The organism is Tunturiibacter gelidiferens, assembly GCF_051013345.1.
GTDB lineage: Bacteria > Acidobacteriota > Terriglobia > Terriglobales > Acidobacteriaceae > Edaphobacter > Edaphobacter gelidiferens_A.
This window is the reverse complement of the sequence record NZ_CP132939.1, coordinates 1777921-1800942: the sequence shown is the minus strand read 5'-3', so window position 1 is coordinate 1800942 and position 23022 is coordinate 1777921. Positions and strand designations below refer to the sequence as shown.

The 23022-nt window shown below is 56.1% G+C and carries 16 protein-coding genes, 1 tRNA gene and 2 pseudogenes; 15 read left to right on the top strand and 4 right to left on the bottom strand.

Going from position 1 to position 23022, the window contains the following annotated elements:
- Positions 1 to 59: 59 nt before the first annotated feature.
- From RBB80_RS08920 to RBB80_RS08910, 3 genes are all read left to right on the top strand, one after another.
- Positions 60 to 134: transfer RNA gene (locus tag RBB80_RS08920), tRNA-Phe, on the top strand.
- Positions 135 to 460: 326 nt separating this feature from the next.
- Complete coding sequence (locus RBB80_RS08915; RefSeq protein WP_433967876.1) at positions 461 to 1306, top strand: tyrosine-type recombinase/integrase; 846 nt, start codon at positions 461 to 463, stop codon at positions 1304 to 1306.
- Between the two features lie 11 nt (positions 1307 to 1317).
- On the top strand, positions 1318 to 1464 hold the full coding sequence (locus tag RBB80_RS08910) for a hypothetical protein (protein WP_433967875.1): 147 nt from the start codon (positions 1318 to 1320) through the stop codon (positions 1462 to 1464).
- Positions 1465 to 1961: 497 nt separating this feature from the next.
- Here RBB80_RS08910 and RBB80_RS08905 read toward each other — a convergent pair whose 3' ends face one another.
- The 3 genes from RBB80_RS08905 to RBB80_RS08895 form a co-directional block, all read right to left on the bottom strand.
- Positions 1962 to 3038: a tetratricopeptide repeat protein gene (locus RBB80_RS08905; protein WP_433967874.1), complete on the bottom strand. Its 1077-nt coding sequence runs from the start codon at positions 3036 to 3038 to the stop codon at positions 1962 to 1964.
- 7 nt (positions 3039 to 3045) lie between these two features.
- Positions 3046 to 4128, bottom strand: coding sequence for a protein kinase domain-containing protein (locus tag RBB80_RS08900; protein ID WP_433967873.1), 1083 nt, complete (start codon positions 4126 to 4128; stop codon positions 3046 to 3048).
- Positions 4129 to 4731: 603 nt separating this feature from the next.
- Entirely contained in the window at positions 4732 to 6177 is a 1446-nt protein-coding gene (locus tag RBB80_RS08895; protein WP_433969580.1) for a tannase/feruloyl esterase family alpha/beta hydrolase, read from the bottom strand.
- Positions 6178 to 6745: 568 nt separating this feature from the next.
- On the opposite strand from RBB80_RS08895, the gene RBB80_RS08890 reads away from it, so the two are divergent.
- The gene (locus RBB80_RS08890) at positions 6746 to 7000 is read left to right on the top strand and encodes a hypothetical protein (RefSeq protein WP_433967872.1); all 255 of its coding nucleotides are present in this window, start codon (positions 6746 to 6748) and stop codon (positions 6998 to 7000) included.
- 358 nt (positions 7001 to 7358) lie between these two features.
- Here RBB80_RS08890 and RBB80_RS08885 read toward each other — a convergent pair whose 3' ends face one another.
- On the bottom strand, positions 7359 to 8048 hold the full coding sequence (locus RBB80_RS08885; RefSeq protein WP_433967871.1) for a retropepsin-like aspartic protease: 690 nt from the start codon (positions 8046 to 8048) through the stop codon (positions 7359 to 7361).
- An 88-nt stretch (positions 8049 to 8136) separates the two neighbouring features.
- On the opposite strand from RBB80_RS08885, the pseudogene RBB80_RS08880 reads away from it, so the two are divergent.
- The 11 genes and pseudogenes from RBB80_RS08880 to nuoH all read left to right on the top strand — a co-directional run.
- Positions 8137 to 8433 (top strand): annotated as a pseudogene (locus tag RBB80_RS08880) (winged helix-turn-helix domain-containing protein); the annotation flags it as partial.
- Positions 8434 to 8694: 261 nt separating this feature from the next.
- Entirely contained in the window at positions 8695 to 10530 is a 1836-nt protein-coding gene (locus tag RBB80_RS08875) for a hypothetical protein (RefSeq protein ID WP_433967870.1), read from the top strand.
- A gap of 1206 nt (positions 10531 to 11736) precedes the next feature.
- The gene (locus RBB80_RS08870; RefSeq protein WP_433967869.1) at positions 11737 to 11955 is read left to right on the top strand and encodes a hypothetical protein; all 219 of its coding nucleotides are present in this window, start codon (positions 11737 to 11739) and stop codon (positions 11953 to 11955) included.
- A 291-nt stretch (positions 11956 to 12246) separates the two neighbouring features.
- Positions 12247 to 13451, top strand: a pseudogene (locus tag RBB80_RS08865) (aldehyde dehydrogenase family protein).
- Positions 13452 to 14792: 1341 nt separating this feature from the next.
- Positions 14793 to 15167 carry an NADH-quinone oxidoreductase subunit A gene (gene ndhC / locus RBB80_RS08860; protein WP_433967868.1) on the top strand — a complete coding sequence of 125 codons (375 nt, stop codon included), beginning with the start codon at positions 14793 to 14795 and terminating at the stop codon, positions 15165 to 15167.
- Between the two features lie 16 nt (positions 15168 to 15183).
- A complete protein-coding gene (locus tag RBB80_RS08855; RefSeq protein WP_433967867.1) occupies positions 15184 to 15822 on the top strand; it encodes a NuoB/complex I 20 kDa subunit family protein in 639 nt (212 codons plus the stop codon).
- 17 nt (positions 15823 to 15839) lie between these two features.
- Positions 15840 to 17585, top strand: a complete 1746-nt coding sequence (gene nuoC, locus RBB80_RS08850) for an NADH-quinone oxidoreductase subunit C/D (RefSeq protein WP_433967866.1) — start codon at positions 15840 to 15842, stop codon at positions 17583 to 17585.
- A 26-nt stretch (positions 17586 to 17611) separates the two neighbouring features.
- Positions 17612 to 18076 carry an NADH-quinone oxidoreductase subunit NuoE gene (nuoE, locus tag RBB80_RS08845; RefSeq protein ID WP_433967865.1) on the top strand — a complete coding sequence of 155 codons (465 nt, stop codon included), beginning with the start codon at positions 17612 to 17614 and terminating at the stop codon, positions 18074 to 18076.
- An 8-nt stretch (positions 18077 to 18084) separates the two neighbouring features.
- The gene (gene nuoF, locus RBB80_RS08840) at positions 18085 to 19356 is read left to right on the top strand and encodes an NADH-quinone oxidoreductase subunit NuoF (protein WP_433967864.1); all 1272 of its coding nucleotides are present in this window, start codon (positions 18085 to 18087) and stop codon (positions 19354 to 19356) included.
- Positions 19353 to 22067, top strand: coding sequence for an NADH-quinone oxidoreductase subunit NuoG (nuoG, locus tag RBB80_RS08835; protein ID WP_433967863.1), 2715 nt, complete (start codon positions 19353 to 19355; stop codon positions 22065 to 22067). The genes nuoF and nuoG overlap by 4 nt, the downstream gene beginning before the upstream one ends.
- Positions 22064 to 23017: an NADH-quinone oxidoreductase subunit NuoH gene (nuoH, locus tag RBB80_RS08830; RefSeq protein ID WP_433967862.1), complete on the top strand. Its 954-nt coding sequence runs from the start codon at positions 22064 to 22066 to the stop codon at positions 23015 to 23017. The genes nuoG and nuoH overlap by 4 nt, the downstream gene beginning before the upstream one ends.
- The last annotated feature ends 5 nt before the right edge of the window (positions 23018 to 23022 follow it).

The window sequence follows — 23022 nt, the reverse complement described above, 5'->3', positions numbered from 1 at the left end:
ATGTAGCATTAGCGCACGGCGGTTCTTGGCGATCTCCGATAATAAGCGTTTTATGCCAAGGCCAGATAGCTCAGTGGTAGAGCGCGGCCCTGAAAAGGCCGGCGTCGGCGGTTCGATCCCGTCTCTGGCCACCATTTAAAATAAAAGACTTAACCGACTTTCGGAAAAGTGCAAGAGGGTTGCAAGAGAGTAATGCTACTCTTTTGCCATGCACCCGTTGAAGGCTGTCTCCCTCCGGCCCAAGACCCAAACTGTCTCCGTATATACACGCCATTCTGCCGACTGCTCCAAGAAGGGGTAGGCGCAGTGGAGACGTTGCAAGTGTGCGAAGTACCTCTACCTGCTCCGAGACGGGAAGGACAAGACTATCTCCGCGAAGACCCGCTCCTGGGAAAAGGCCGAGCAACAGGCCCAGGATATCCGGGAGAGTTGGGATCCAGTCAAGCAGAGGCTCCGTGAGTTGGATGAACTCAAACAAGCCCGGGAGCTTGGCGATGTCACGATCACCCATGCTTTGGAACGGTGGCTCGCGTCAGTTAAGGCAGACAGCGACTCGGGCAACGAGCATACACATAGCAAATATCGGACTGCCGCCAAACATATCGGTGCCTGGGCGCACGCAAACCATCTGATCCGCCTCAGCCAGATTACGCCGGATGCCCTCGACCACTGGAAGAGCTCATGGTCACCGAAGGCGAAGAATCCTGATGATCGCATCGGCAAGACGACGGCGGGTAGGCGGCTGGAGAAGGTCAAGAGATTTCTTGGCTACTGCGTGAAGATGCACTGGCTTGCGGCAAACCCCGCCACAGAGTTGAAAGCCATTAAGCCTGACCCAAGCGTGACGTGGCCGTTATTGAGTGGCCGTTATGAAAAGGTGATTGCCGCCACATTCGAGTACGACAAGAGTGCACGTCGTCCCTCCGACCAATTCGGAGCCGAAATGAGAGCGATCATCGAGTTGATGCGATGGACAGGTCTGCGGATTGGCGATGCCCTCATGTGCGCCAAATCAAGGATTCAGGGAAATCGTTTCAGCCTCACAACCCAGAAGGGCAAATCTGCCTTGACCGTGCTCATTCCGGACCACGTCATCGCCGCTTTGAACGCTCTTCCTACTCGAGCAGATGTTCATCCGGACTATTTCTTCTGGAGTGGAAATTCTAAGCACAAGTCCCTGACCGGTCGATGGCAGCGCAAACTAGAGCGTTTGAACGACTATCTCTCGATCACGAAAGACGATGGAACACCCATGAAATTTCACTCGCACCAATTGCGCGACACCTTGCTGTCACTCAGCTTCTGAGTGGCACAAGCATGCAGGATTTGTCGAAGATGCTGGCCCACAAATCAGTAAAGATTACGGAAAAGTACTACTCTCCGTGGGTCCCTGAAAGACAGGCGGCACTCGAGCGACGAATGGCTGAGGCATTGGTCCAGATGGGCGTTTCGGTCAGTCTGTAGGTTCTCGGTCGGACTGACTGGGATAGCTTGGGAAAGCTTCTTCAGCTTTTCCATCAGACGCGGCATATCCACGGGTCCTTACTTTTTCTGTTTGAGTATTTCCACGGATATCTTTTCACTCATGCGCCAACGGTCCAAAACCGTCGCTATGGACTGCGGACCACCAATTGTGAATGTTTCCTTCGGAGGCCACATCAACGATCGCGGGTCGACGGGCCATGTCTGGGTTAGCAGATTGTCCCAGTGACCCGGTTTGGGATTCGGGTCAGGGATGACCCCACGGCGGCGGCGAAAGAAGGCGCATCAGGCCGTTGTAAATGAGCGCGTCGTTATAGATTGTTGGGGAACCTGAACGGAACGGGCAGGGGAACCGAGAAGCGTTATTGATAGTAAGCGGCGGCGGCCACCCGGGCCGCACAGCACAGGGGTAGGAAGAGCCCAAGCGCCAAGATGGCAATCGGCTTCATAAATTTGCCGCCCTTTGGACCTTTCGCAAATTACGCCGGTGTGCCTCTGTCCGAACCAGACAGACGCAGCAGTCGTGCTAATCGAGGCCACTCGCCGCAAGCAACGTAGTGCTTTCGAATGGGGCCGCACGTTAGGGGAAGGATATGGGGATGATGCTCCTCAATGCCCTTCTCGGCCCAGTCTGCCGCCTTGTCGAATTCCTTCCGAATGTAGTGATAAATGTTGAGACCGATTGGTACCCCATAGGCAGAGAAGTCGCCTAACTCACCCAGGAGCTGTCCGGCACGTTCGGGGTCGCCCCTTCGTGAAATCAGACCCGCCAGCGCTCCAACACTGCCGGGATTCTTCGGCTCCACCGCATAGGCCCGCTCGGCAAAGGCAAGGCCCTGCTTGATGTTTCCCAGTTCAGCCTGCCAAATTGCCTGCACCATCAAAGCAAGCCAGAAGTTTTCGTCAAGTTCGAGGACCTGGCGGAATTGTGCCGACGCCTCGTCATGTGAACCGGCTTCCCAATGCAACACGGCGAGTTGTGTCCGGCACAGAGTATTGAGAGGGTCTTCCGTGAGGGAACGTTCCAATTCCGCAATAGCTTCTCGAATTCGGCCTAGCGGCATCAGATAGTAAAAGCCGTACAGATGGCTCACGGCGGCAGGAATCGGGTCATGAGCCATCGCCAGCCGGAGATGGTGCCCCGCCATTTCCCAGTCGTAGTCAAGAAAGAGCGCGACGGCGGCCAGTTCCGCATGGGCCTCGGGTAGAGCGGGGTCAATCTCGAGCGCTCGTTGGGCAAAGGTGCGTGCCCTGGGCAGTGCCTCGACCGCGGTCTCCACCTGCCAGCCCGCGCCGTCGCGCAAGCAGGCCGCGAGTTCGGCGTACGCGAGCGCAAAATCCGGATCCAGCGCGATTGAACGCTCCAGGCACTCCCGCGCCCGCCTGTACGACTCTGGTGTACCTTTTCTTTGGAAGTGCCGCGCCTTGAGGAATGCTTCGTACGCCGGAATTCCGGGAGTGTGCCGCCTCGTCGCCGCCTCCGGCGAAAGCTTCACCTTCAACGCCGACGCAATCGCGTGGGCAATCTCGTCCTGAATCGCAAATACGTCTGCCATTTCCCGGTCATATCTCTCCGACCAGAGGTGGTACCCGTTCGCGGCATTGATTCAACTGGACCGTTACCCGGATCCGGCTTCCCGACCGCCGCACGCTGCCCTCGAGTGTGGTCTGCACGCCCAGCATCTCGGCTACCTTCCGGATGTCCAGATCCTTGCCACGGAACGAAAACGAAGAGGTGCGGGCGGTAACGTTCAGGCCTGGCACGTGTGCCAATGCATTGATAATCTCCTCGGCAAGACCGTCGCTGAAGTACTCATCTTCCTTGTCGGCGCTGATGATCGAGAACGGCAAGACCGCCACCGATGGCTGCTTCTCAGCACACTTGCCCGAAACCCCTTCGAGCTCACTCCGCACCTCCGACATGCTCTGAAAGCGCTCCGCCGGCCGCTTGGCCAAACATCGCCTTACGATGCGTTCGAGCGCCGGTTCGACCAGCAGTGGCCCTGGTTCTTGGTATAGGACAGCACTCAGCACCTGCGCAGTCGTTCCGCCGCCGAATGCCCGTTTCCCACTCACCATCTCGTACAGCACTGCGCCAAAACTGAAGACGTCCGAGCGTTCATCAAGTGTCTTGCCCTCAGCCTGCTCGGGCGACATGTAGGCCGGCGTGCCCAGCACCGAACCCTCTACCGTCACGGCTGTCGCCTCAGGGGCATCCTCCATCATCTTGGCCAGTCCGAAATCGAGCAGTTTGATGGAGCGCTCCCGCGTCATCAGGATGTTCGAGGGCTTTAGATCGCGATGGAGAATCCCCTTAGCGTGCGCGGCCTCGATGGCGTTCACGATTTCAAGCGCCAGCTGAAGCACTACGTTCGGTGCCAGCGGACAAGGAAGCGGCTGGCCTTCAACGTATTCGAGAACCAGGTAATCTGGGCCTATGTCATACACTTGGCAGATATACGGGTGGTTCAGAGCGGCAATTGCGCGGGCTTCCTGACTGAATCGCGCACCGTGTTGTCCCGTCAGCGTCTTAATGGCCACAATGCGCATAAGTCGGGGATCGCGCGCCTTCCACACCTCACCCATGCCACCGGCGCCGATGAACTCGAGCAACTCATAGGGGCCCAGTTGCGTACCTGGCTTCATAGAGTGCTGATTTTACCCGAACGACACCGGCGTCGAGCAAGTTCCATCGAACACGATCACTCGAATAGCGTCAATCGACCTCATCACAGCACGCCCGACGTTCACCGCACCAACCTCTCCAGAACGACTCCTGGTGGAAGCGAGTGGATCTAGTGTCACCGATTGCTGAATACAATCAATTCTGCCACCCAGTGCAGCGTTATGCTGCCACTTAGTGTGCAAAGTATCATCCACGTTGAAGGCGTGCGGTGCCGCGGTTGCGGTTCGATCAGGACGCTGTCCGGTTCAAGCTCGGGAGAGTAAGGTGCGGTTAGCCGACAATTCGGAACTTATCTCAGATGGGAGAATAGGGCTTGTCACAAAGGTGAACGGTTCACGGTTATGGACGGACGTTATCGAATTTCATTCGTCTCGCCCGACCGGGGTTCCATGGAGTTCGATGCAAAAGAGAAAGATTCCTTCTGAACACCCTGAAGGGAAAACTACTTCCAAATTCGAAGAGAATATTGCGATGAGCCCGCAAACGGGCCGCCACCCACTTGGGGTAGACGCCCATTTGCCGATGGGACACGCGGCAGGACGGGTACGCAAGGCGATGGAATTTCAGCGTTTTGTGCAGGCGAAGTTGGCGGCGTCGTCGGTGCTTCCGCTCCCCTTGTACTTTGCGACCTCTGGATAAGGGCAGAGTGGACGGGAGCGATCAGGCTTGGTGGGTGGAGCGTTTGGGGGAAAGTGGAGGGCGAGGATCGGGCCGGGGGCCTTGTTGTCTTCGATCCACGCCGCGAGGGGTGTGTCGAGATCGAATATGTCGGGGCCGTCACCTCCGTAGCAGTGCCCCATACCGGGGGCCAGGTAGAGGCGCATGGAGGCTGCTGCCGCCGGGCCGGTGGTTTTGAGGACGGCATTGTAGTAGTTGATGGTGTTCTGCGGTGGGATGAGGCCGTCGGAGAGACCGTGGTAGAGGATGAGTTTGCCGCTGTGGGCGAAGAAGGGCTTGAGGTTGGTGTTGGTTGCGGTGAGAGTTCCGTTGTCGACCTTCTCGGCGATGGCTATGTCGGTGTCGAAGTTGAGGCTGCTGGGGTCCCACTTGGGGTCTTTGAAGACGATGTATCTGAAGTGAGAGGCTCCAACCGGCAACGCTGGAGTGGCGAAGGCGTACCAGGTGATCTCACTACCGGGCTCGAGGCCGGGGAAGATTTTTTCGTGGGTGCGGGGATTGACAGGCCCGGCTAAGATCTTGCGCGCGGCTTCGACTTGTTCGGGAGAGAGACAGGCGAGGGTGTCAGTGCCTTTGCATTGGGTGAAAGCGGGATCGAAGTGGCAGGAGAGGGGATCTCGGATGACACCATCCTTGACACCGTCGGATGCGTCGCAGGCATCGAGGGCGGCTTGATGGAGGATGGCGAGCTTCTCGTTCGGCAGAGAACTGGCTGGCGTGAGGTGGGTGGCCTGTTCGATCCAGATGGCACTGGCCATGAGGCGTTCCCAGTTGTTGGCGGGGGCTCCGGCGATGATGCCATCGAAGTCGTCGGGGTAGCGCTGGGCTTCCATGAGGCCCTGCTTTCCTCCGGAGGAGCAGCCCTCCCAGTAGGCGCGCTTCTGAGGCTCGCCGTAGAAGGCGGCGATGATGGCTTTGGCTTTTACGGCCGTCTCGTGTTCGGAGCGATAACCGAAGTCGTTGACCTTTTCGGGATGGCCGAGGGCGAAGCTGGCGTCGGCGGCGTCGCCGTGGTGACCGGTATCGGTGGAGGCGGTGGCGTATCCGTTGCGGAGTGCGGCTGCCATGAAATGAATCCATGGTGCTCCGGAGAAGACTCCGTTGCCAACCTCGAGAAACCTGTGGTTCCAGTTGGAGGTGGGCATCCAGACCTCGAAGCCGATGACGGAGTCGGGGACGGGCGAGATGGTTCCGGCGACGCGACAGAAGGGCGGGAGCCCCTTGAGCGGGGGCCGGGGGTCTGGTTGTCCAGGGCGGAGAGGTCGCCTTGCTCGGTGCGTGCGAGGGTGATGGTGGTGTTCGGGAGCTTGAGAGTGCTGAGGCTCTCGCAGGTGGCTGCGAAGATTTTAGGAGAGGAAAGAAGAAGGATTGAGAAAGTGATGCTGCGAGCGGCCCGCAGACGTACGGCGAGTGATCTCTGCATGGGGTTCTCCAGTGCGGGAATTGTAGCAGCGGAGATCTTTGCCCGCGACGGCGGGTCTAGCGCAAGAACAGAGGCTACTTAGTGGCAGCCTCTGTCTGTTCCAGGTTGAATCTGGACTTACTTGTAGGACTTTTCCACCAGGCGGCTAAGTAGTCGGGCCACGGTATGCGATTTTTGGGCTGTTTTTGAAGAAATTCTCTTTAGAAAGCTGAGGCTACGGATAGTAAGGCCAATGCAAAGACGACGACAATGGCAATCGTTTGGGCGCTTCGCTCTCCGGCCTCGCTCCGGTCTTCGCCAAAACGCTAACCCGCTTTGCGACGGTTGTTGCGTTACGGCAGCCCTCACTTAGCGTGATGGCTATTTGAGAATAATTGCTAACTTCCTGTTTGCCGACAACCCAAGAGTTGGGGGAAGTGGCCTCGTGTGAATGTCCGATTAACCGGTAATACGGCCACATGAAAGGATGCGCAATTATGGCGATGGGCTCTACAGGCTCACGCGATGCGATACCGGTGCTCCTGGATTACCTGATAAGCCCAGACATTAATATCAGCGATCGAGCCAACTACACCCTGCAACTTCTGACTCACCGCACCTCTGTGCGAGATCAGTTGAACCGGGATCGGCAGACCGAATCCGCCAAGTGGTCGCAATGGTGGAAACGCGAAGGTGCGACCGCTCGCATCTACAAGGGCACAGAATGCGGGGAGATGATTCCACTGCCTTAGGTATGCACCGACTACGATGGGCGAACTGCCCGCAATGTCAGGCGGGCTCAACCGGTAGCGGCCTTAGTTTCCGATACCCCGTTTCCCGGGAAGTTCAACCAATTATCGAGCCAATAGAACGGTGTCGGCAGTTTCCTGCAATTTGCGAGAGTCTTTTTTGGGGTTGACGATGATGTACGAGTTTGCGTGGCTGATGAAGATCTGCTTAAAGAGATGTGTTGGAAGCAGACAGTCGGTATCGGCAGCTTTACGTGTCATGTTTCCGCAGGAGAACACCTCAGTAGCGGGAAAAGCGCTGCTACCAATGATCAGACCTGCCCCCGCGACGATGCATCGGTCTCCGGTGAGAGTGGCCATTTCAGATGGGTGGTCGAGAACTTGCAGACGCCAAGCCTGGCTTTTTCAAGGAAGAGAAGGGGGAGCTTGCTCCGCTATCGACGGCGCAGCGGAGCGGCTGCTGAAGGTAACTGGGTATCTTCAACTCGACGACAATCCTGTCGCGAGTACGACCTGTTTCGCTCATTCCAAAGCGGGAAAAAGGTAGTTGTTCCCCAGCGAGCGATTCGGCCAGCCGCGATGTTCGATCAAGAACGAGTATTTTCTTCTCATTATCGAGAAGTATGTCGAAGTGCTTAAGGAAGCTTTCGCCAAGAATGCCCGAAATGCGCTGATGGTTTTGGCTGAGTACCCTGGGGTCAAGGGTGTAAACATTCATCTGCAGAACGGTGAGGCCACCAACGCTCATACTCTCGACGGTCGTCTTGCGCTCGTGAATGCTACCGCCCGTCGCAGTATCGATAACAAACTGGTCCTCCAGTGGAATGGAGAGCTCGGCGAGAACCTTCCGCTGAACAGCGCTGTAAGTGGCTCCGGTATCGAGAAGGAAGTCGTAGGGGCCCTTGCCGTTGAGCGTGACCTGGACGACGGGGGCACCATCCACCATTCGAATGGGGACTGAAGTTGTGTCTGCCGTTTGTGCTGCAGCAGAGAAATGAAAGAAAAATATACCGACTGTAATGAAACCGGAGCAGAATGTGAGAGAGCGCATGGCAATCCTCCTCGATCAGTGCCCATGAGCCTGGCGGAGACGGAGAGGAATGTCGTTGTAGGGTTCGTTTGGTTTTTGTGAGGATTTTATTCAGACAAGTAAAGGTAGATATGGTCTATCTTTTCAACCACTTCGAATTGCGCGAGAAAGATTTCTGCCTTTACGAGAAGGGGAACGGACCGCACTCGAACCAAAGGCGTTGCGGGTTCTTCTGCTGCTGGTAAGCAAAGCCGGCCATCTGGTGGAAAAGGACTATCTTCTCGAGACGGTTTGGAACGAGACGTTCGTTGAAGAAAATACCTTGACGCGCACGATTCTGGTGCTCCGACGTGCCCTTGGTGACAATCGGCGCGACCGGATACTGATCGAGACGGTTCCAACGAAGGGCTACAGATTCGTCGCCGAAGTTCGACAGGTCCCTGAAGAGGGTGACCTGGCTCAGGCTCCGGCGGGGACGTTACAAAAAGCGGGAGGGATGAAAGAGATCCGCGCGACGGAATCTGGCCGCGCAATGGTTTCGCCTCTCGAGGTTGCGCCCAAATCCGTTGCACGGAAGAGACGGTGGTGGATTTTCGCATCGGCGGCAATTCTGGCAGTCGCGCTTGCTGGAGGAGCGCTTTTCCTGCGCAATCGCAAGGCGCACGCCATGAGCGAAACGGATACCGTCGTGCTGGCCGACTTCGCTAATTCCACTGGCGACGCCGTCTTCGACGACACGCTCAAGCAGGCACTTGCTGTTTCGTTGCGCCAATCACCATTTCTTAACGTTCTTTCGGACGAAAAGGTCATCACGACACTCCGACTGATGACCCTACCGCCGAACACGCCGCTTACGCCCAAAATTGCAGGTGAGGTCTGCCAGCGTGCCGAGAGTAAAGCCTATATCGCGGGCTCTGTCGCGAGCATTGGGAACGAATACGTGATCGGGTTAAAGGCCGTGAACTGTCAGAGCGGTGACACGCTTGCGCTCAAGCAGCTGCATGTGAACGGGAAGGAAAAAGTTCTTGATGCTTTGGGTAAGCTAGCCGCAAAACTCCGCACCGAACTCGGCGAATCTCTCAGTTCGGTGCAGAGATTTAATACGCCCATCGAGCAGGCCACGACATCTTCATTCGATGCTCTGAAGGCCTACAGCCTGGGTATGAAGATCTGGAACGAAAACGGTGAGGTTCAGTCGATTCCAGCCTTCAAACAAGCGATAGAACTGGACCCTGACTTTGCGATGGCCTACGGCCGCCTTGGAGAGGTGCACGAAATTCTGGGAGAAAGAACCAAGTCCTTCGAATACCTCACTAAGGCGTTCCAGTTGCGCGACCGTGTGACGGAGCCGGAAAAGTACGATATATCCTCCCAGTACTACATGGCTGTCACCGGGGAGATCGAGAAGAGTATCCAGATCAGCCAACTGTGGGCTCAATCCTACCCGAGAGACTCCGAACCTCACCATATCCTGGCGGTTGGTTATGTCCTGTTCGGACAAATTGAGAAAGCAATCGCGGAAATTAAGGAGGGTCTCCGCCTTGATCCTGATAACAGCATTGGTTACGCCAATCTGATACAGGGCTATGCATCCCTGAATCAGTTGGGCGAGGCAAGAGCCACGTATCAGGAGGCTATCAAGCGCGAACCTGACAACGGAGGCCCGCACTTATATATGTATGGGGTTGCTTTCCTCGAGCGCGACGAGAAGGAGATGGAACGCCAGGCGAACTGGGCAGCGGATAAGCCGGAGTTCGCGGATAGCTTGCTCGCTTATCAATCTGACACCGAAGCGTTCTTTGGCCATCTCAAAAAAGCCCGGGAACTCTCCCAGCGCGCAGTCCAAATCTCCTACTTGAATGATCTCAAAGAAGGGGCGGCTGAGGAGGAGATGAATGAAGCACTGCGAGAAGCGGAGTTCGGTAATGCGGCACGCGCTAACGAGCGGAGTACTTCTGCATTGACCATGGCTTCGACCCGTGACGTGCAGATTCAAGCGGCTCTGGCGTTTGCACGGGCCGGCGATTCCACACGAGCGCAGAGATTGGCAGACGAGGTGCAAAAGCAATTCCCGTTGGATACCATCATCGGCAACTATTGGTTGCCAACCGTTCGAGCAGCCATTGAAATCAACCGCAATAACCCCTCCAAGGCCATCGAGTTTCTCAAAACCGCAACTCCATACGAACTGGTCTACGTAGCGGACATCGAATTTGGGGCCTATTTTTATCCTGTGTACCTTCGCGGGCAAGCGTATCTGCTTCTCCATCAAGGAGCCGAAGCGGCAGCAGAGTTTCAGAAATTTCTCGACCATCCCACCATGGTCGCAAACAATCCGCTCTCCATACTCGCCCATCTCGGCCTTGCCCGCGCACATGCGTTGCAAGGCCATACCGACAAATCCCGTGCTGCCTATCATGATTTCTTCACCCTGTGGAAAGACGCCGACCAGGACATTCCCATCCTGAAACAGGCCCAGGCAGAGTACGCGAAGCTTCAGTGATCGTGGTCTGCAGTCTCGATGGAGCACTCATGCCAGAATTACGGGCAAACCGGAAGCTATCCGTAGTTCTCGCAGAGTCGGCTTTTGAGTAAGTTCACTCGGCCAGTGGGGTTCGGCGCGTCGAACTTGGTGAAATCCTCTGTTTTCGGGAGCTTCGGCTCGCGCCTAGAATTGGGACTGGCGTTCCGTGGGTTAGTAACGCAACGGCGTTTATGAGTACCAATCCGGCAAATGAAGAGAAATCCGCTTCCAGGCCATTGATCGCGGTGTAGCGTAGTGCCGGTGCAGGAACAAAGGATCCAAAGAGGGTATCTAAGGGAGCCAAGAATCGGCCGCAGAATAGTGGCAACAGTTCTCACAGCGTTGGTCGGAAGCTTGCTATTGAGTTCCTGACCCGCTGTCGCGCAATCCGCAATCAGATGCGCGCTTTTAGGAACTCCACAGGTTAGTCCTGTGTTTGTAAGTTTAGAGAATCTGACAACCGGCTCTGTCTACCCGAGAGATGAACGGATTCACGTGATTCTGACCCTGCGAGCTGGAGCGAAGGGGGCTTACCTGCTAACTTTTTCGGGGCTTTTCAGCAAACATGCAGTCACGGTTTTGCTACCGAGGTCCTGACTCTACACGGCAGAGCGGCAGATCCAAACGAACCAGGCTGCGCCTACGTGGGTTCATCGCCTAAGGTCGTATACGCAGAGCTTAATCCGGGAGAGACCCGCAGCTGGAGCACCGATCTTCAAACGGAGTCTATTGCTCCGGGCGTTACTGCCTGTACGCGGAATATCTGATTTCTGAACAGTTGATCGACACAGCTTTGGGTTTACCAAAAGACAAAATTGGTAGCCAAGGGTCGCATCGCAGCCACGCCTGTACCAATTGAGATTCACTGATCGTTGAGTATTCTCCTCTCGGTTCCGACGCATCATAATGACAGTAATCAGGAGGATTTATGCATACATTCTCTCTCCATTTCCGTCACGAATCTCCAGACGGTCCATGGATCGCCTCATGCCCCGTTCAACCCAACCTGGAGGGCTTTAGCAATCTCTTCAAGGGCAAAGGACGTAGTCTTCTGTAATCGGAGGAGGATGCCATGCACCTGGTCTGCCGTCAGTGCTCCACGCGATTCACCACAGAACTGCAGTTGGTTCCATTCGATCCGCGGACAGACGCCGTAGAGGAGGAATTCTCGACCGTGGAAATCTGATGCAGGCGGAAAAATCCTTCTACTTCGACACCAATGTTGGGAGCTTCATCGCAAACATCGCCGACACGCAGCACATGAAGCTGACTTCCGACCATGGCCGCCTACAGGGTCGTTGCGGCTTGGACGGGGGTAACGGACCCAACCTGCAATGTGAGGTCTGCGGCACCTATGTCGCTTGCCAACCCCAACTTTCGACCTTATTGTTGGGAGAGTTCTAAGCGTGTATACCAGCATGATCACATTCATCGGACGGCAAACTACCGATCGGAGCTAGAGGCCATGCCGCAACTCACCGACGTGAGCACGAGGATCAATGACGAAACGACTCTGGATGCAATACGTGATCTGTTCCGAGCGCAACGCCTTGCGTCTCGAACTGTGCCAACGCTAACGATCAAGCAACGTGTGAAGTCCCTCAACACTATTCGTGCCCTGATCCTCGAAAATGGCGAGGCGATTCAAAAAGTATTTGCAATGATTTCGGAAATCGGTCGACTACCGAAACCGAGATGCTCGAAATGATCCCGGTCTTGAACGCGATCCGCTATACCCGTCGAAATCTTGGCGCGTGGATGCGTCCTGAGGCACGACCCGTTGACCTAACGTTCCAACCTGGACGTGCCTGGATCCGTTATGAACCGCTAGGAGTCGTAGGCATCATCGCGCCCTGGAACTACCCGCTACTACTGAGCCTCTCACCGCTTGTCGACGCGATCGCCGCAGGGAACCGTGTCATGATCAAACCTTCTGAACTCACGCCCTGCTTCTCAGAACTCCTCCACAAGCTCATCTCATCCCACTTCGATACCACAGAGGTAACGGTAATCACTGGTGGCTCATGTATCGCCCGCGAGTTCGCACTCCTTCCCTTCGATCATCTTCTTTTCACTGGGTCAACGTCTATAGGACGCGAGGTGATGAAGGCGGCAGCGGAAAATCTTACGCCTGTGACGCTCGAGCTTGGCGGAAAGTCACCAGCAATCGTTTGCGCCGATTACTCCCTGAAGAAGGCAGCCCGAAGCATCGCTTTCGGAAAGTTCCTGAACGCGGGACAGACTTGCATTGCCCCTGACTATGTTCTTGTTCCATCGGATCTGTGTCGCGAATTTGCCGAGGAGGTCATCACTCGAGCACAACGAGCTTATCCGACCATCCAAGAGAATCCCGATTACAGCACCATAATTAATGAGCGTCATCGGGCGCGGCTCCTCGATGCTTTAGCCGAAGCAAAAGCGGGGGAGCAACGTTGCTCACGACAAAGCCAGAGATCCAACAGGCGGCGATTGCCCCTACGGTAGTACTCGGTGCCCCCGCGGGCTGCTCGTTGTTACAGGATGAGATATTTGGGCCAGTCCTGCCGATTGTTTCTTACGGAACGCTAGAAGAGGCATTCGATTTCATCAATGAGCGACCAAAAGCACTGGCACTCTACTGTTTCAGCAATGACAAAAATACGCAGAATAGGGTTCTCGAACGAGTCAGTTCCGGTGGCGTCACAATCAACGGGACTCTTCTCCATATTGCACAAGACGGGCTGCCGTTCGGTGGCGTCGGCACGAGCGGCATGGGTGCCTATCACGGGCGCGATGGGTTCCGACGGTTCAGCCACATGCGTTCGGTTTACAAGGTAGGAATGCTGAATGTCTTTGAACAGCTCGGGCCGCCCTGGGGAGCCCTCGCGAAGCGAGTGGCAAGCGTACTGAAGCGTCGGTAGCATCTTGTTCGAGACCTATCGTCATAATTGGCGCTAGACTGCGATGGCCAGACGTCCAATCTCGTCGGATTCACGAAACCGCATTGGCCGCTCGGGAGGACCTCGCGAAACTCACGGACTAAATTTGCAAGAGATTTGCAAGAACGTTTGGGCATTCTGGCACTTCTAGCGCTTCCTGCACCTTTTAGAATCTGTAAGTTACAGATTCCATTAGCGGCGCGGGAGACCGATCCCGTCTCTGGCCACCATTTAAAATCAACAACCTACAAGATTCAATCTTGAAGCATCCCTTTGGGAGGTTTTTATGTTCCAAAATAGGTTGTTTATTTCAGCATATAGAAAATGCCGCTTCCTGGCCGTGAAAAGGCTGGCGTCGCTCGTTGGATAATCGCAACTATATCAAAATGATAGACTTACGGCTTGGGAGTTTTGGACTTTAGAGTCGCGAACAATACGCGAACATTGGCACATTTTTAAACGAACATCGGCACATTTTTAAAACTAAAGATTCTTCACTATTCAGCGATGTTTGCGGGGATGACGACGTCGTCGTCTCCTAACCACTACTGGGTTACGAGAGCCAGCCAAAAGCCACAGCGGTGCTGATGACCGAAGCTAGGACACGTGCGAATATGTTCCCGGTCAAAGGCGAATGTGTTGAATCGTTGCTCTTCCTTACGTCGCAAGGCGCGCCAGGAAATGGTTCGCGGTCTTCTGCAAGATCTGGATGAGGCCCATACCACGAAGTTTGTTTCTTCCTGCACCGTGACCGACGGAGCAGAGACGATCGCGAACCGTATTTCAAGCGCGCTCAAACTCCCCGAGCGACACACAGATTGGGCAATATAGCCGACGACTTCTTCAAGCAACTCAGAGCGGCAGCCGAGACACTTGGGGTCTTCGTTCTCCTTGTGGGCGATCTTGGTTCACATCACTCTGCGTTGAGCGAAGAGGTTTTTCGCGGATTCGCGCTCGCAGACCCGGTTGCACCTTTTATCGTCATCAACGACCATGACGCAAGAACAGCACGTTCGTTCACACTGATGTCGATCTTGATGACGATCAGATTCTCGCTGTCCTTGTTGTTCAATGACTTAGTACGTTTGTTCCCACAACCGGCCGTTGAACAGGTTCGCTTCGGCCAACGGTTCGAACTTTAACGTCCAGGAGTGACAGAGTATCAAGGGCCGGTAGGCAAAAAGTGCCGGGCGAATGTCTCGCGAAATATATTCAAGAGAGTGCGTTTACGCCATGCGTCGAGACACTTTGCCACCATCATCTTATTTAAGATATAATGCCGCGTCAGTGCAGCGCAGGCGGGTTGCATCGAGGCAGGGGACCATGAACTTTTGGCCGCTGGCAGTGTATATCGCCCTCGTTGGTATGCTCGTCGTTGTCATGCTGAGCTTGTCGTTTGTCCTGGGTCAACGGCACACGGACCGGGCTACGGGTTCGCCCTACGAATCTGGCATTCTCTCGGAAGGTTCCGCGCGAGTGCGGTTCTCGGCCAAGTTCTACCTGGTCGCGATGTTCTTCGTCATCTTCGATCTTGAAGCGGTGTTTCTATTTGCGTGGGCGGTCGCTGTCCGTGAAACCGGATGGACTGGCTACGCCGAGGTTCTGCTGTTCATCACGGTACTGCTCGCGACGCTTGCTTATTTGTGGCGCGTCGGCGCTCTCGATTGGAGACAAGGAAGCAGACGGATGGTGAACTAGCAACGGGTGGTGTGCCATGCGCTGGTCGATCAGTCGGCCTGATGCTTTGCAGCAGGTCGAGAGGGCCGATGGGAATCTTGAGGGGGCGATCCGCCGTACTCTTGTTCTGTCCCGTTTGGATGATCTTGTGGCGTGGAGCCGCAAGAACTCTGTCTGGCCGTTCAACTTCGGCCTCTCCTGCTGTTTCGTGGAGATGGCCACGAGCATTACAAGCAAATATGACATCTCCCGGTTCGGCGCTGAAGTGATTCGTGGCACGCCACGAGAGGCTGACCTTATGGTCATCGCGGGTACGCCATTTATCAAAATGGCGCCGGTTATTAAGCGCCTTTATGAACAAATGATGGAGCCTCGGTGGGTCATCTCAATGGGGTCCTGCGCTAATTCCGGCGGCATGTACGACATCTACAGCGTGGTGCAGGGCGTAGATAAAATCCTCCCTGTCGACGTCTATGTCCCCGGTTGTCCGCCTCGGCCGGACGCGTTTCTCGAAGGCGTTCTGTTATTGCGCGACGCGATAGGAAAGGAAAAGCGGCCCCTAAGTTGGGTCATCGGGCCGCAAGGAGTGCAGCGACCTGATATGCCTTCGATGCGTGATGCGAAATGGGCACAGCGGCAATCGCTTACTGTGCTCCGGACTCCCGATAGCGTTTAGCCGTACCGGCGGTGTGTATGATGGGCAGCCTTGTCGTCGATCAGGAGCTACGGAATGAACTGGGTCCCACGCCTATACCCCAGTCTGTCTGCGACGCAGTTCCGACGTTCTGGGTTTCGAAGGCCGACATCCACGAGGCCATTCGCTCGCTCTACTCAGGCATTCCAGAACCGTACAGAATGTTTTATGACGTTACGGCGATTGACGAACGCGGCCGCACGCATCGCGACGGCCAGCCGCCGAGTGACTTCACCGTCGTTTACCACCTCTACTCGCTTGAGAGGAACGAGTATGTTCGGCTAAAGGTAGCGCTCAACCAGGATCAACTCTCACTCCCCACGATCACTGACATCTGTCCTGCTGCCAACTGGTATGAGCGCGAGGTGTGGGATATGTTTGGTATCGTCTTCGAGCAACACCCGCATTTGACGCGCATTCTCATGCCGCGGACGTGGTTGGGACATCCGTTGCGCAAGGAGCATCCGGCACGCGCCACGGAGATGGGCCCCTTTACTCTGCCGGACGAAAAGCAGGACGCCGAACAGGAAGCATTGCAGTTCCGCCCGGAAGAATGGGGCATGTCGCGAGAAAACGAGGATTCCGATTTTATTTTTCTGAATATTGGTCCGCAACACCCCGGCACACACGGGGTTCTGCGCATCATCCTGCAGTTGGATGGCGAAGAGATCGTCGATGCGATCCCGGACATTGGCTTTCATCACCGCGGTGCCGAGAAGATGGGCGAGCGCCAGACGTGGCATACCTATATTCCATACACCGACCGCGTGGACTATCTGGGCGGCGTGATGAACAACTTCGCGTACCTGACAGCCGTCGAAAAGTTAGCGGGCATCACGGTGCCTCCGCGTGGACAGATGATTCGGGTCATGATGGCGGAGCTTTTCCGTATCATCAGCCATCTGGTTTGGTACGGCACGTTCGCACAGGATCTTGGCCAGATGTCGCCTGTGTTTTATATGTTCAACGACCGCGAACGCGCGTTCGGTATCGTTGAAGCGATATGCGGTGCACGCATGCACCCCAACTGGTTCCGCATTGGTGGTGTGGCCCAGGATCTGCCCGGCGGATGGGACCGCCTGTTCCGAGACTTCCTGCATTACCTGCCGGCCAGGCTCGACGAGTACGACCGCACTGTCATGCGGAACCGTCTGTTCCAAGCGCGCACGAAGGGTATTGGAAGCTGCACCATCGAGGAAGCAGTTGAGTGGGGAATGACAGGTCCAAATCTGCGCGCGTGCGGTCTCGATTTGGATTTTCGCAAGAAGCAACCCTATGCCTGCTACGACCAACTCGAATTCGATATACCTGTTGGCCGCTCGGGAGATTGTTACGATCGTGCGACTGTGCACGTTGAGGAGATGCGTCAGAGCCTCAGAATTCTCCAGCAATGTGTCGACGATATGCCGGGCGGCCCATGTAATGCCGATCATCCGCTGGCCACACCGCCACCCAAGCTGCGCACCATGCACGACATCGAAACGCTCATCCACCATTTCCTTGGTGTGAGCTGGGGTCCTGTGATTCCGGCCGGCGAAGCCATGGCGGCAATCGAAGGTACCAAAGGCAATAACGGCTACTACCTGATCAGCGATGGAGGCACTGGTTCCTACCGGACTCGTATTCGCGCACCATCGTTTGCACACATGCAGATGCTGCCGCTGCTGTGCCGGGGATTGATGATCCCAGATCTTCTGGCGATTCTGGGAAGTCTTGATTATGTACTCGCAGACATCGACCGGTGAACAGAAAGAGGGGGAGAGGTGGAGCGATGTTGACTGTGGAGGAACGAGAGGAGATCGAGGCGAAACTTGCCGACTATCCGACCACTCAGGCCGTGGCTATCGAAGCGATACTGATCATTCAACGGCACCAGGGATGGGTATCGGATGAGAAACTGCGCGATCTCTCAGACTTTCTGCGGCTTTCCGTTGCCAACCTCGACGGTGTAGCGACGTTTTACAACTTGATCCGCCGGAGGCCGGTCGGGCAGCACGTCGCACTTATTTGCGACAGCGTTTCGTGTTGGATCATGGGCTCTGAACGGATGCGGGATCACCTTTGCAGTAGGCTGGGCACACCGCTTGGCGGCACAACTTCCGATGGGCAATTTACTTTGTTGCCGATCGTTTGCCTGGGGGCGTGTGATCACGCGCCAGCCATGATGATCGACGGTACGTTACATGAGGACCTCGACGAACCGAAGATTGACGAAATATTGGCACACTACACGTAGGTACATCTATGGAAAAGCCTCTCACAGGCAATTTTCGGCCTGACAAAACTGCGGTGAGCCTTCCGGAGTACGAGCGCGCCGGCGGATATCAAGGGCTCCGCAAGGCACTCACTATGGAGCCGGCTGAAGTTACTGAACGCGTGAAGAAATCGAACCTTCGCGGGCGGGGCGGGGCGGGTTTTCCGACCGGCATGAAGTGGAGCTTCGTGCCCATGGGAAAGGAAGCTCAGCATCCGAAGTATCTCGTTGCGAACGCTGACGAAATGGAACCGGGAACGTTCAAAGATCGCGCGTTGATGGAGCGTGACCCACACCAGTTGATCGAAGGCATGATCGTGGCCGCGTACGCTATTGAGGCCGATATTGGTTACATATTTTTGCGAGGTGAGTACGAGTGCTCCAATCAGTGCCTTTCCAGAGCGATCGCCGAAGCAAAGGCAAGCAACTATCTCGGCCGCAACATCCTCGGGTCGGGCTTCGGTCTTGAAATTCATCTTCACGCCAGCGCTGGTCGTTACATCTGTGGCGAAGAGACGGCTCTACTGAATGCACTTGAAGGGAAGCGAGCGCATCCGAGAGCGAAGCCTCCTTTCCCCCAGGTTTGCGGGCTCTGGGGAAAACCGACGATCGTCCAGAATGTGGAAACGCTCTGCAATGTTCACCACATCGTGAACAAGGGCCCTGATTGGTTCCGAGGTTTGAGCCTAACCGAAGATGGAGGTACGAAGCTGTTTGGCGTCAGCGGCAAAGTCAAGAGGCCGGGACTCTGGGAACTTCCCATGGGCACGCCGCTGCGTGAGATCCTCGAGGACCACGCCGGAGGAATGCGCGACGGCCTTCGTTTTCGCGGGCTGCTGCCGGGTGGAGCGTCTACCGACTTCCTTGTAGAGGAGCATCTGGACACGCCGATGGACTACGGGAACGTGCAGAACGCCGGAAGCCGACTGGGCACGGGCACCATGGTTGTGCTGGACGATCAGACGTGTCCCGTCGGGATGGTCTGGAATCTCGAACACTTCTTTGCGCAGGAATCGTGCGGCTGGTGCACCCCTTGTTGGAGTGGGCTGGCGTGGACGGAGAAGATCCTGCTCGCAATGGAGCAAGGCCGTGGGAGCGCCGGTGATCTGGACACGCTGATGTTCCAGACAAAATTTCTTGCTCCCGGCAACACGTTCTGCGCCTTTGCACCGGGGGCAGTCGAGCCACTTCAGAGTGCGCTGAAATATTTCGCTGAAGATTTCCGTCGGCACATCGACGAACACCGTTGTCCCTGGAGATGACTGTGGCGACCATTTACATCGACGGCAAGCTCAGACAGGCGAATCCAAAACAGAACCTGCTGCACGCCTGTCTTTCACTAGGTTATGATCTTCCGTATTTCTGCTGGCATCCAGCATTGGGCTCGGTGGGTGCGTGTCGCCAGTGCGCCGTTAAGCAATTCCGCAACGAGCAAGACACGGCCGGCAAGCTCGTCATGGCCTGCATGACACCAGCCGCCGAGAGCACACGTATCTCCATCGTCGATCCTGAAGCTGTGGCCTTTCGCGCCGCGATTATTCAAGGCTTGATGCAGAACCATCCGCACGATTGTCCTGTATGCGACGAAGGCGGCGAATGTCACCTCCAGGACATGACGGTCATGACCGGACACCGGTCACGCGTTTACAGTTTTGGCAAAAGAACGTTTCGCAACCAGTATCTTGGTCCGCTGGTGAATCATGAGATGAACCGCTGCATTCAATGCCAGCGATGTGTGCGCTTTTATCGCGAATACGCGGGTGGTGACGATCTGAACGCGTTTCATTTGCGCGACACGATCTACTTTGGGCGACACGAAGACGGCGTGCTGGAAAACGAGTTCAGCGGCAACCTAGTTGAAATCTGCCCGACGGGTGTATTTACCGATGCGACGCTCAAGCGCCACTACACACGCAAGTGGGATCTACAGATGGCGCCGTCTATCTGCGTTCACTGCGGGCTGGGCTGCAACACCACTGTTGGCGAACGATATGGAACACTGCGCCGCATCGTGAATCGCTATAACCACGAGGTGAACGGGTACTTTCTTTGCGACCGTGGACGGTTTGGCTACGAGTTTGTGGAGAGCAATCAGAGAATCCGCCATCCACTGCTGAACGGCAAAGCAGCAACGAAAAGTGAGGCATTGGAACGATTCGGCACCATCTTGCGCGAGGGCAAGGTGCTCGGCATCGGATCGCCACGGGCCTCCCTGGAGGGCAACTTCGCACTGCGCACACTGGTTGGTCCCGATCGTTTCTTCGCTGGAACTTCCGACCAGGAGTTGCAGCTCCTTTCGACCATGCTCCGCATCCTGCGCGAAGGCCCGGCGCGATCACCGTCGCTCAATGAAGTGGAGCACTCGGATGCGGTGTTCGTGCTTGGCGAAGATATCACGAACGTCGCACCGATCATGGCTTTGCGGCTACGACAGGCCGTCCGTCAGTCCCCCATACAAATCGCGGAGAAGCTGCACATTCCTGAGTGGCTCGACCATTCCGTGCGTGAGGCTGTGCAAGAGGAGAAGGGCCCGCTCTATATTGCTTCTCCTTACGCGACGAAGCTCGATGACATCGCGGCGGCCACTTATTGCGCTGCGCCAGATGACCTGGCACGGTTGGGTTTCGCTGTGGCCCACGCGATCGATCCCGGTGCTCCCGTTGTGACGGGACTACTGCCGGACCTTGAGAAAATGGCGACGGATATAGCTTCAGGGTTGCTTGGCGGGCGGCATCCGTTGGTTGTTTCCGGTACGAGCTGCGGTAGCCAAAGTGTCATAGAAGCGGCGGCGCAGGTTGCATGGGCTCTGTGTAAGGTGGGGCGCCACGCAGCTCTCAGCTTCACGATGCCGGAGTGTAACAGCCTTGGTCTTGCGTTGATGGAACCGCGTCCACTCTCTGAAGCCGTCTCCGCAATCAAGAGCGAACCAACAAAGACGTTGGTCGTCCTTGAGAATGATCTGTTTCGCCGTGGTCCCGCAGGTGCAGTGTCATCCTTGCTGAAAGATGCCCATCACTTTGTCGTTCTCGATCATCTGGATAACGGCACAACGGAGGCAGCCGAACTTGTGTTGCCCGCGGGCACCTACGCCGAATCTGATGGAACGATTGTGAACAACGAAGGGCGCGCCCAGCGATTCTTCCAGGTTTTTGATCCCAGTACCGACGTACAGGAAAGCTGGCGATGGTTACGCGAAGGGGCGATTGCGGCGAATTCTGAGAACGGGGCGCCGTGGCAGAGCCTCGACGATCTCACGACGGCTATGGCCGCAGAAATGACCGTATTTGCGTCGATTCCGCAAGTTGCTCCTCCGCGGAAAGCTGGTGGTAAGATCGCACGCGAGCCGAACCGATATAGCGGCCGCACTGCGATGCTAGCCAATATCAGCGTGCATGAGCCAAAACCGCCTAACGATCCTGATTCTGACCTCGCGTTCTCGATGGAGTCCGGTCTCGAATCGGCCCCTCCTTCGTTGATCCCTTTCTTCTGGGCGCCCGGTTGGAACTCCGTTCAAGCGACCAACAAATTTCAAAGCGAAGTGGGAGGGCCACTACGCGGCGGGGATCCCGGTATTCGTCTGATCGAGCCGTCGCTGGAGGCAGGCTGGCAATATTGCTCCACGGTCCCCGCGGCTTTTCGACCGCAGCCGGACGAGTGGCTGCTCGTCCCGATATTCCACATCTTCGGGTCAGAGGAACTGAGCCGCAACGCGCAAGGCATCGCTCAACTGACCCCGCTCCCCTATGTAGCATTGAACCCAGTGGAGGCTTCACAGAGAGGGGTGAACGCCGGCGAGCGGATTAAGGTGTCAATTGAAGGGTCGCTATTCGAACTAGAGGTGACGTTGCGAGCCGATCTGCCTCGCGGTGTAGCCGGCTTGCCCGTCGGGCTGTTGCCAGTCGGGGGTATCATCCTGCCAGCTTTTTGCAGGCTTGCACCGATTCTGACTGAACCATCCAGAGGTGCCCTATGACTTGGAATCTCTTTCCCCTGGTCATCATCGCAGTGGTTCTGTTTGTGATACTCAATCTGGCAGCGGGGTTGATTTGGGTGGAGCGCCGTCTGCTTGCATTGTGGCAAGACCGATATGGCCCCAACCGTGTGGGCCCGTTCGGTTTGGGCCAGGTGATAGCCGATTCAGTGAAGATGTTTACCAAAGAAGACTGGATACCTCCGTTCGCCGATAGACCGGTCTTCGTCCTAGCCCCTGCCATTATTGTTGCTACGGCGCTGCTCTCATTCGCAGTCGTGCCATTTTCTCCGGGATTCGTCATCGCCGACCTCGACATTGGGGTCTTGTTTCTCCTGGCGATGTCCTCCCTGGGCGTCTATAGCGTTGTTCTGGCAGGTTGGGCTTCGAACAACAAATACTCGCTGCTCGGTGGGATCCGCGCAGCCGCGCAGATGCTGAGTTACGAGGTCTTCATGGGGCTGTCACTGTTGGGTGTGGTAATCCTTGCCGGCTCGTTCCGGATCTCGCATATCGTCGAAGCGCAGCGCGGGCTGTGGTTCGTGGTGCCTCAATTCCTTGGCTTCGTTTTGTTCCTGATCGCGGGCGTGGCGGAGACGCGCCGGCTGCCATTCGACCTCGCCGAAGCCGAGAGCGAATTGGTAGCAGGCTTTCACTCAGAGTATTCGGGCATGAAGTTCGGCATGTTCTTCGTCGGGGAATACATAGGTGTGATCCTGATCTCGGCAACAATTGCGTTGCTGTTTTTCGGTGGCTGGCTAGGACCTGTGTTGCCGGCCCCAATCTGGTTTGCAGCCAAGACGATGTTCTTTATCTGTCTGTTCATCCTGTTTCGCGCGGCGCTTCCCAGGCCGCGCTTTGATCAGCTAATGTCTTGGGGCTGGAAGGTGATGCTGCCCCTTGCACTGCTGAATTTGCTTGTGACCGGGGCCGTCGTGCTGGCCCGGATGTGAAGGAG

Excerpts from the sequence above, each read along its gene's own strand:
- RBB80_RS08875 (WP_433967870.1), top strand. The coding sequence starts at position 8,695 with ATGAGCGAAACGGATACCGTCGTGCTGGCCGACTTCGCTAATTCCACT.
- nuoF (WP_433967864.1), top strand. The coding sequence starts at position 18,085 with ATGGAAAAGCCTCTCACAGGCAATTTTCGGCCTGACAAAACTGCGGTG.
- nuoE (WP_433967865.1), top strand. The coding sequence starts at position 17,612 with ATGTTGACTGTGGAGGAACGAGAGGAGATCGAGGCGAAACTTGCCGAC.
- nuoG (WP_433967863.1), top strand. The coding sequence starts at position 19,353 with ATGACTGTGGCGACCATTTACATCGACGGCAAGCTCAGACAGGCGAAT.
- RBB80_RS08885 (WP_433967871.1), bottom strand. The coding sequence starts at position 8,048 with ATGCGCTCTCTCACATTCTGCTCCGGTTTCATTACAGTCGGTATATTT.
- RBB80_RS08890 (WP_433967872.1), top strand. The coding sequence starts at position 6,746 with ATGGCGATGGGCTCTACAGGCTCACGCGATGCGATACCGGTGCTCCTG.
- RBB80_RS08870 (WP_433967869.1), top strand. The coding sequence starts at position 11,737 with ATGCAGGCGGAAAAATCCTTCTACTTCGACACCAATGTTGGGAGCTTC.
- RBB80_RS08900 (WP_433967873.1), bottom strand. The coding sequence starts at position 4,128 with ATGAAGCCAGGTACGCAACTGGGCCCCTATGAGTTGCTCGAGTTCATC.
- RBB80_RS08905 (WP_433967874.1), bottom strand. The coding sequence starts at position 3,038 with ATGGCAGACGTATTTGCGATTCAGGACGAGATTGCCCACGCGATTGCG.
- RBB80_RS08855 (WP_433967867.1), top strand. The coding sequence starts at position 15,184 with ATGCGCTGGTCGATCAGTCGGCCTGATGCTTTGCAGCAGGTCGAGAGG.
- nuoC (WP_433967866.1), top strand. The coding sequence starts at position 15,840 with ATGATGGGCAGCCTTGTCGTCGATCAGGAGCTACGGAATGAACTGGGT.
- RBB80_RS08910 (WP_433967875.1), top strand. The coding sequence starts at position 1,318 with ATGCAGGATTTGTCGAAGATGCTGGCCCACAAATCAGTAAAGATTACG.
- nuoH (WP_433967862.1), top strand. The coding sequence starts at position 22,064 with ATGACTTGGAATCTCTTTCCCCTGGTCATCATCGCAGTGGTTCTGTTT.
- ndhC (WP_433967868.1), top strand. The coding sequence starts at position 14,793 with ATGAACTTTTGGCCGCTGGCAGTGTATATCGCCCTCGTTGGTATGCTC.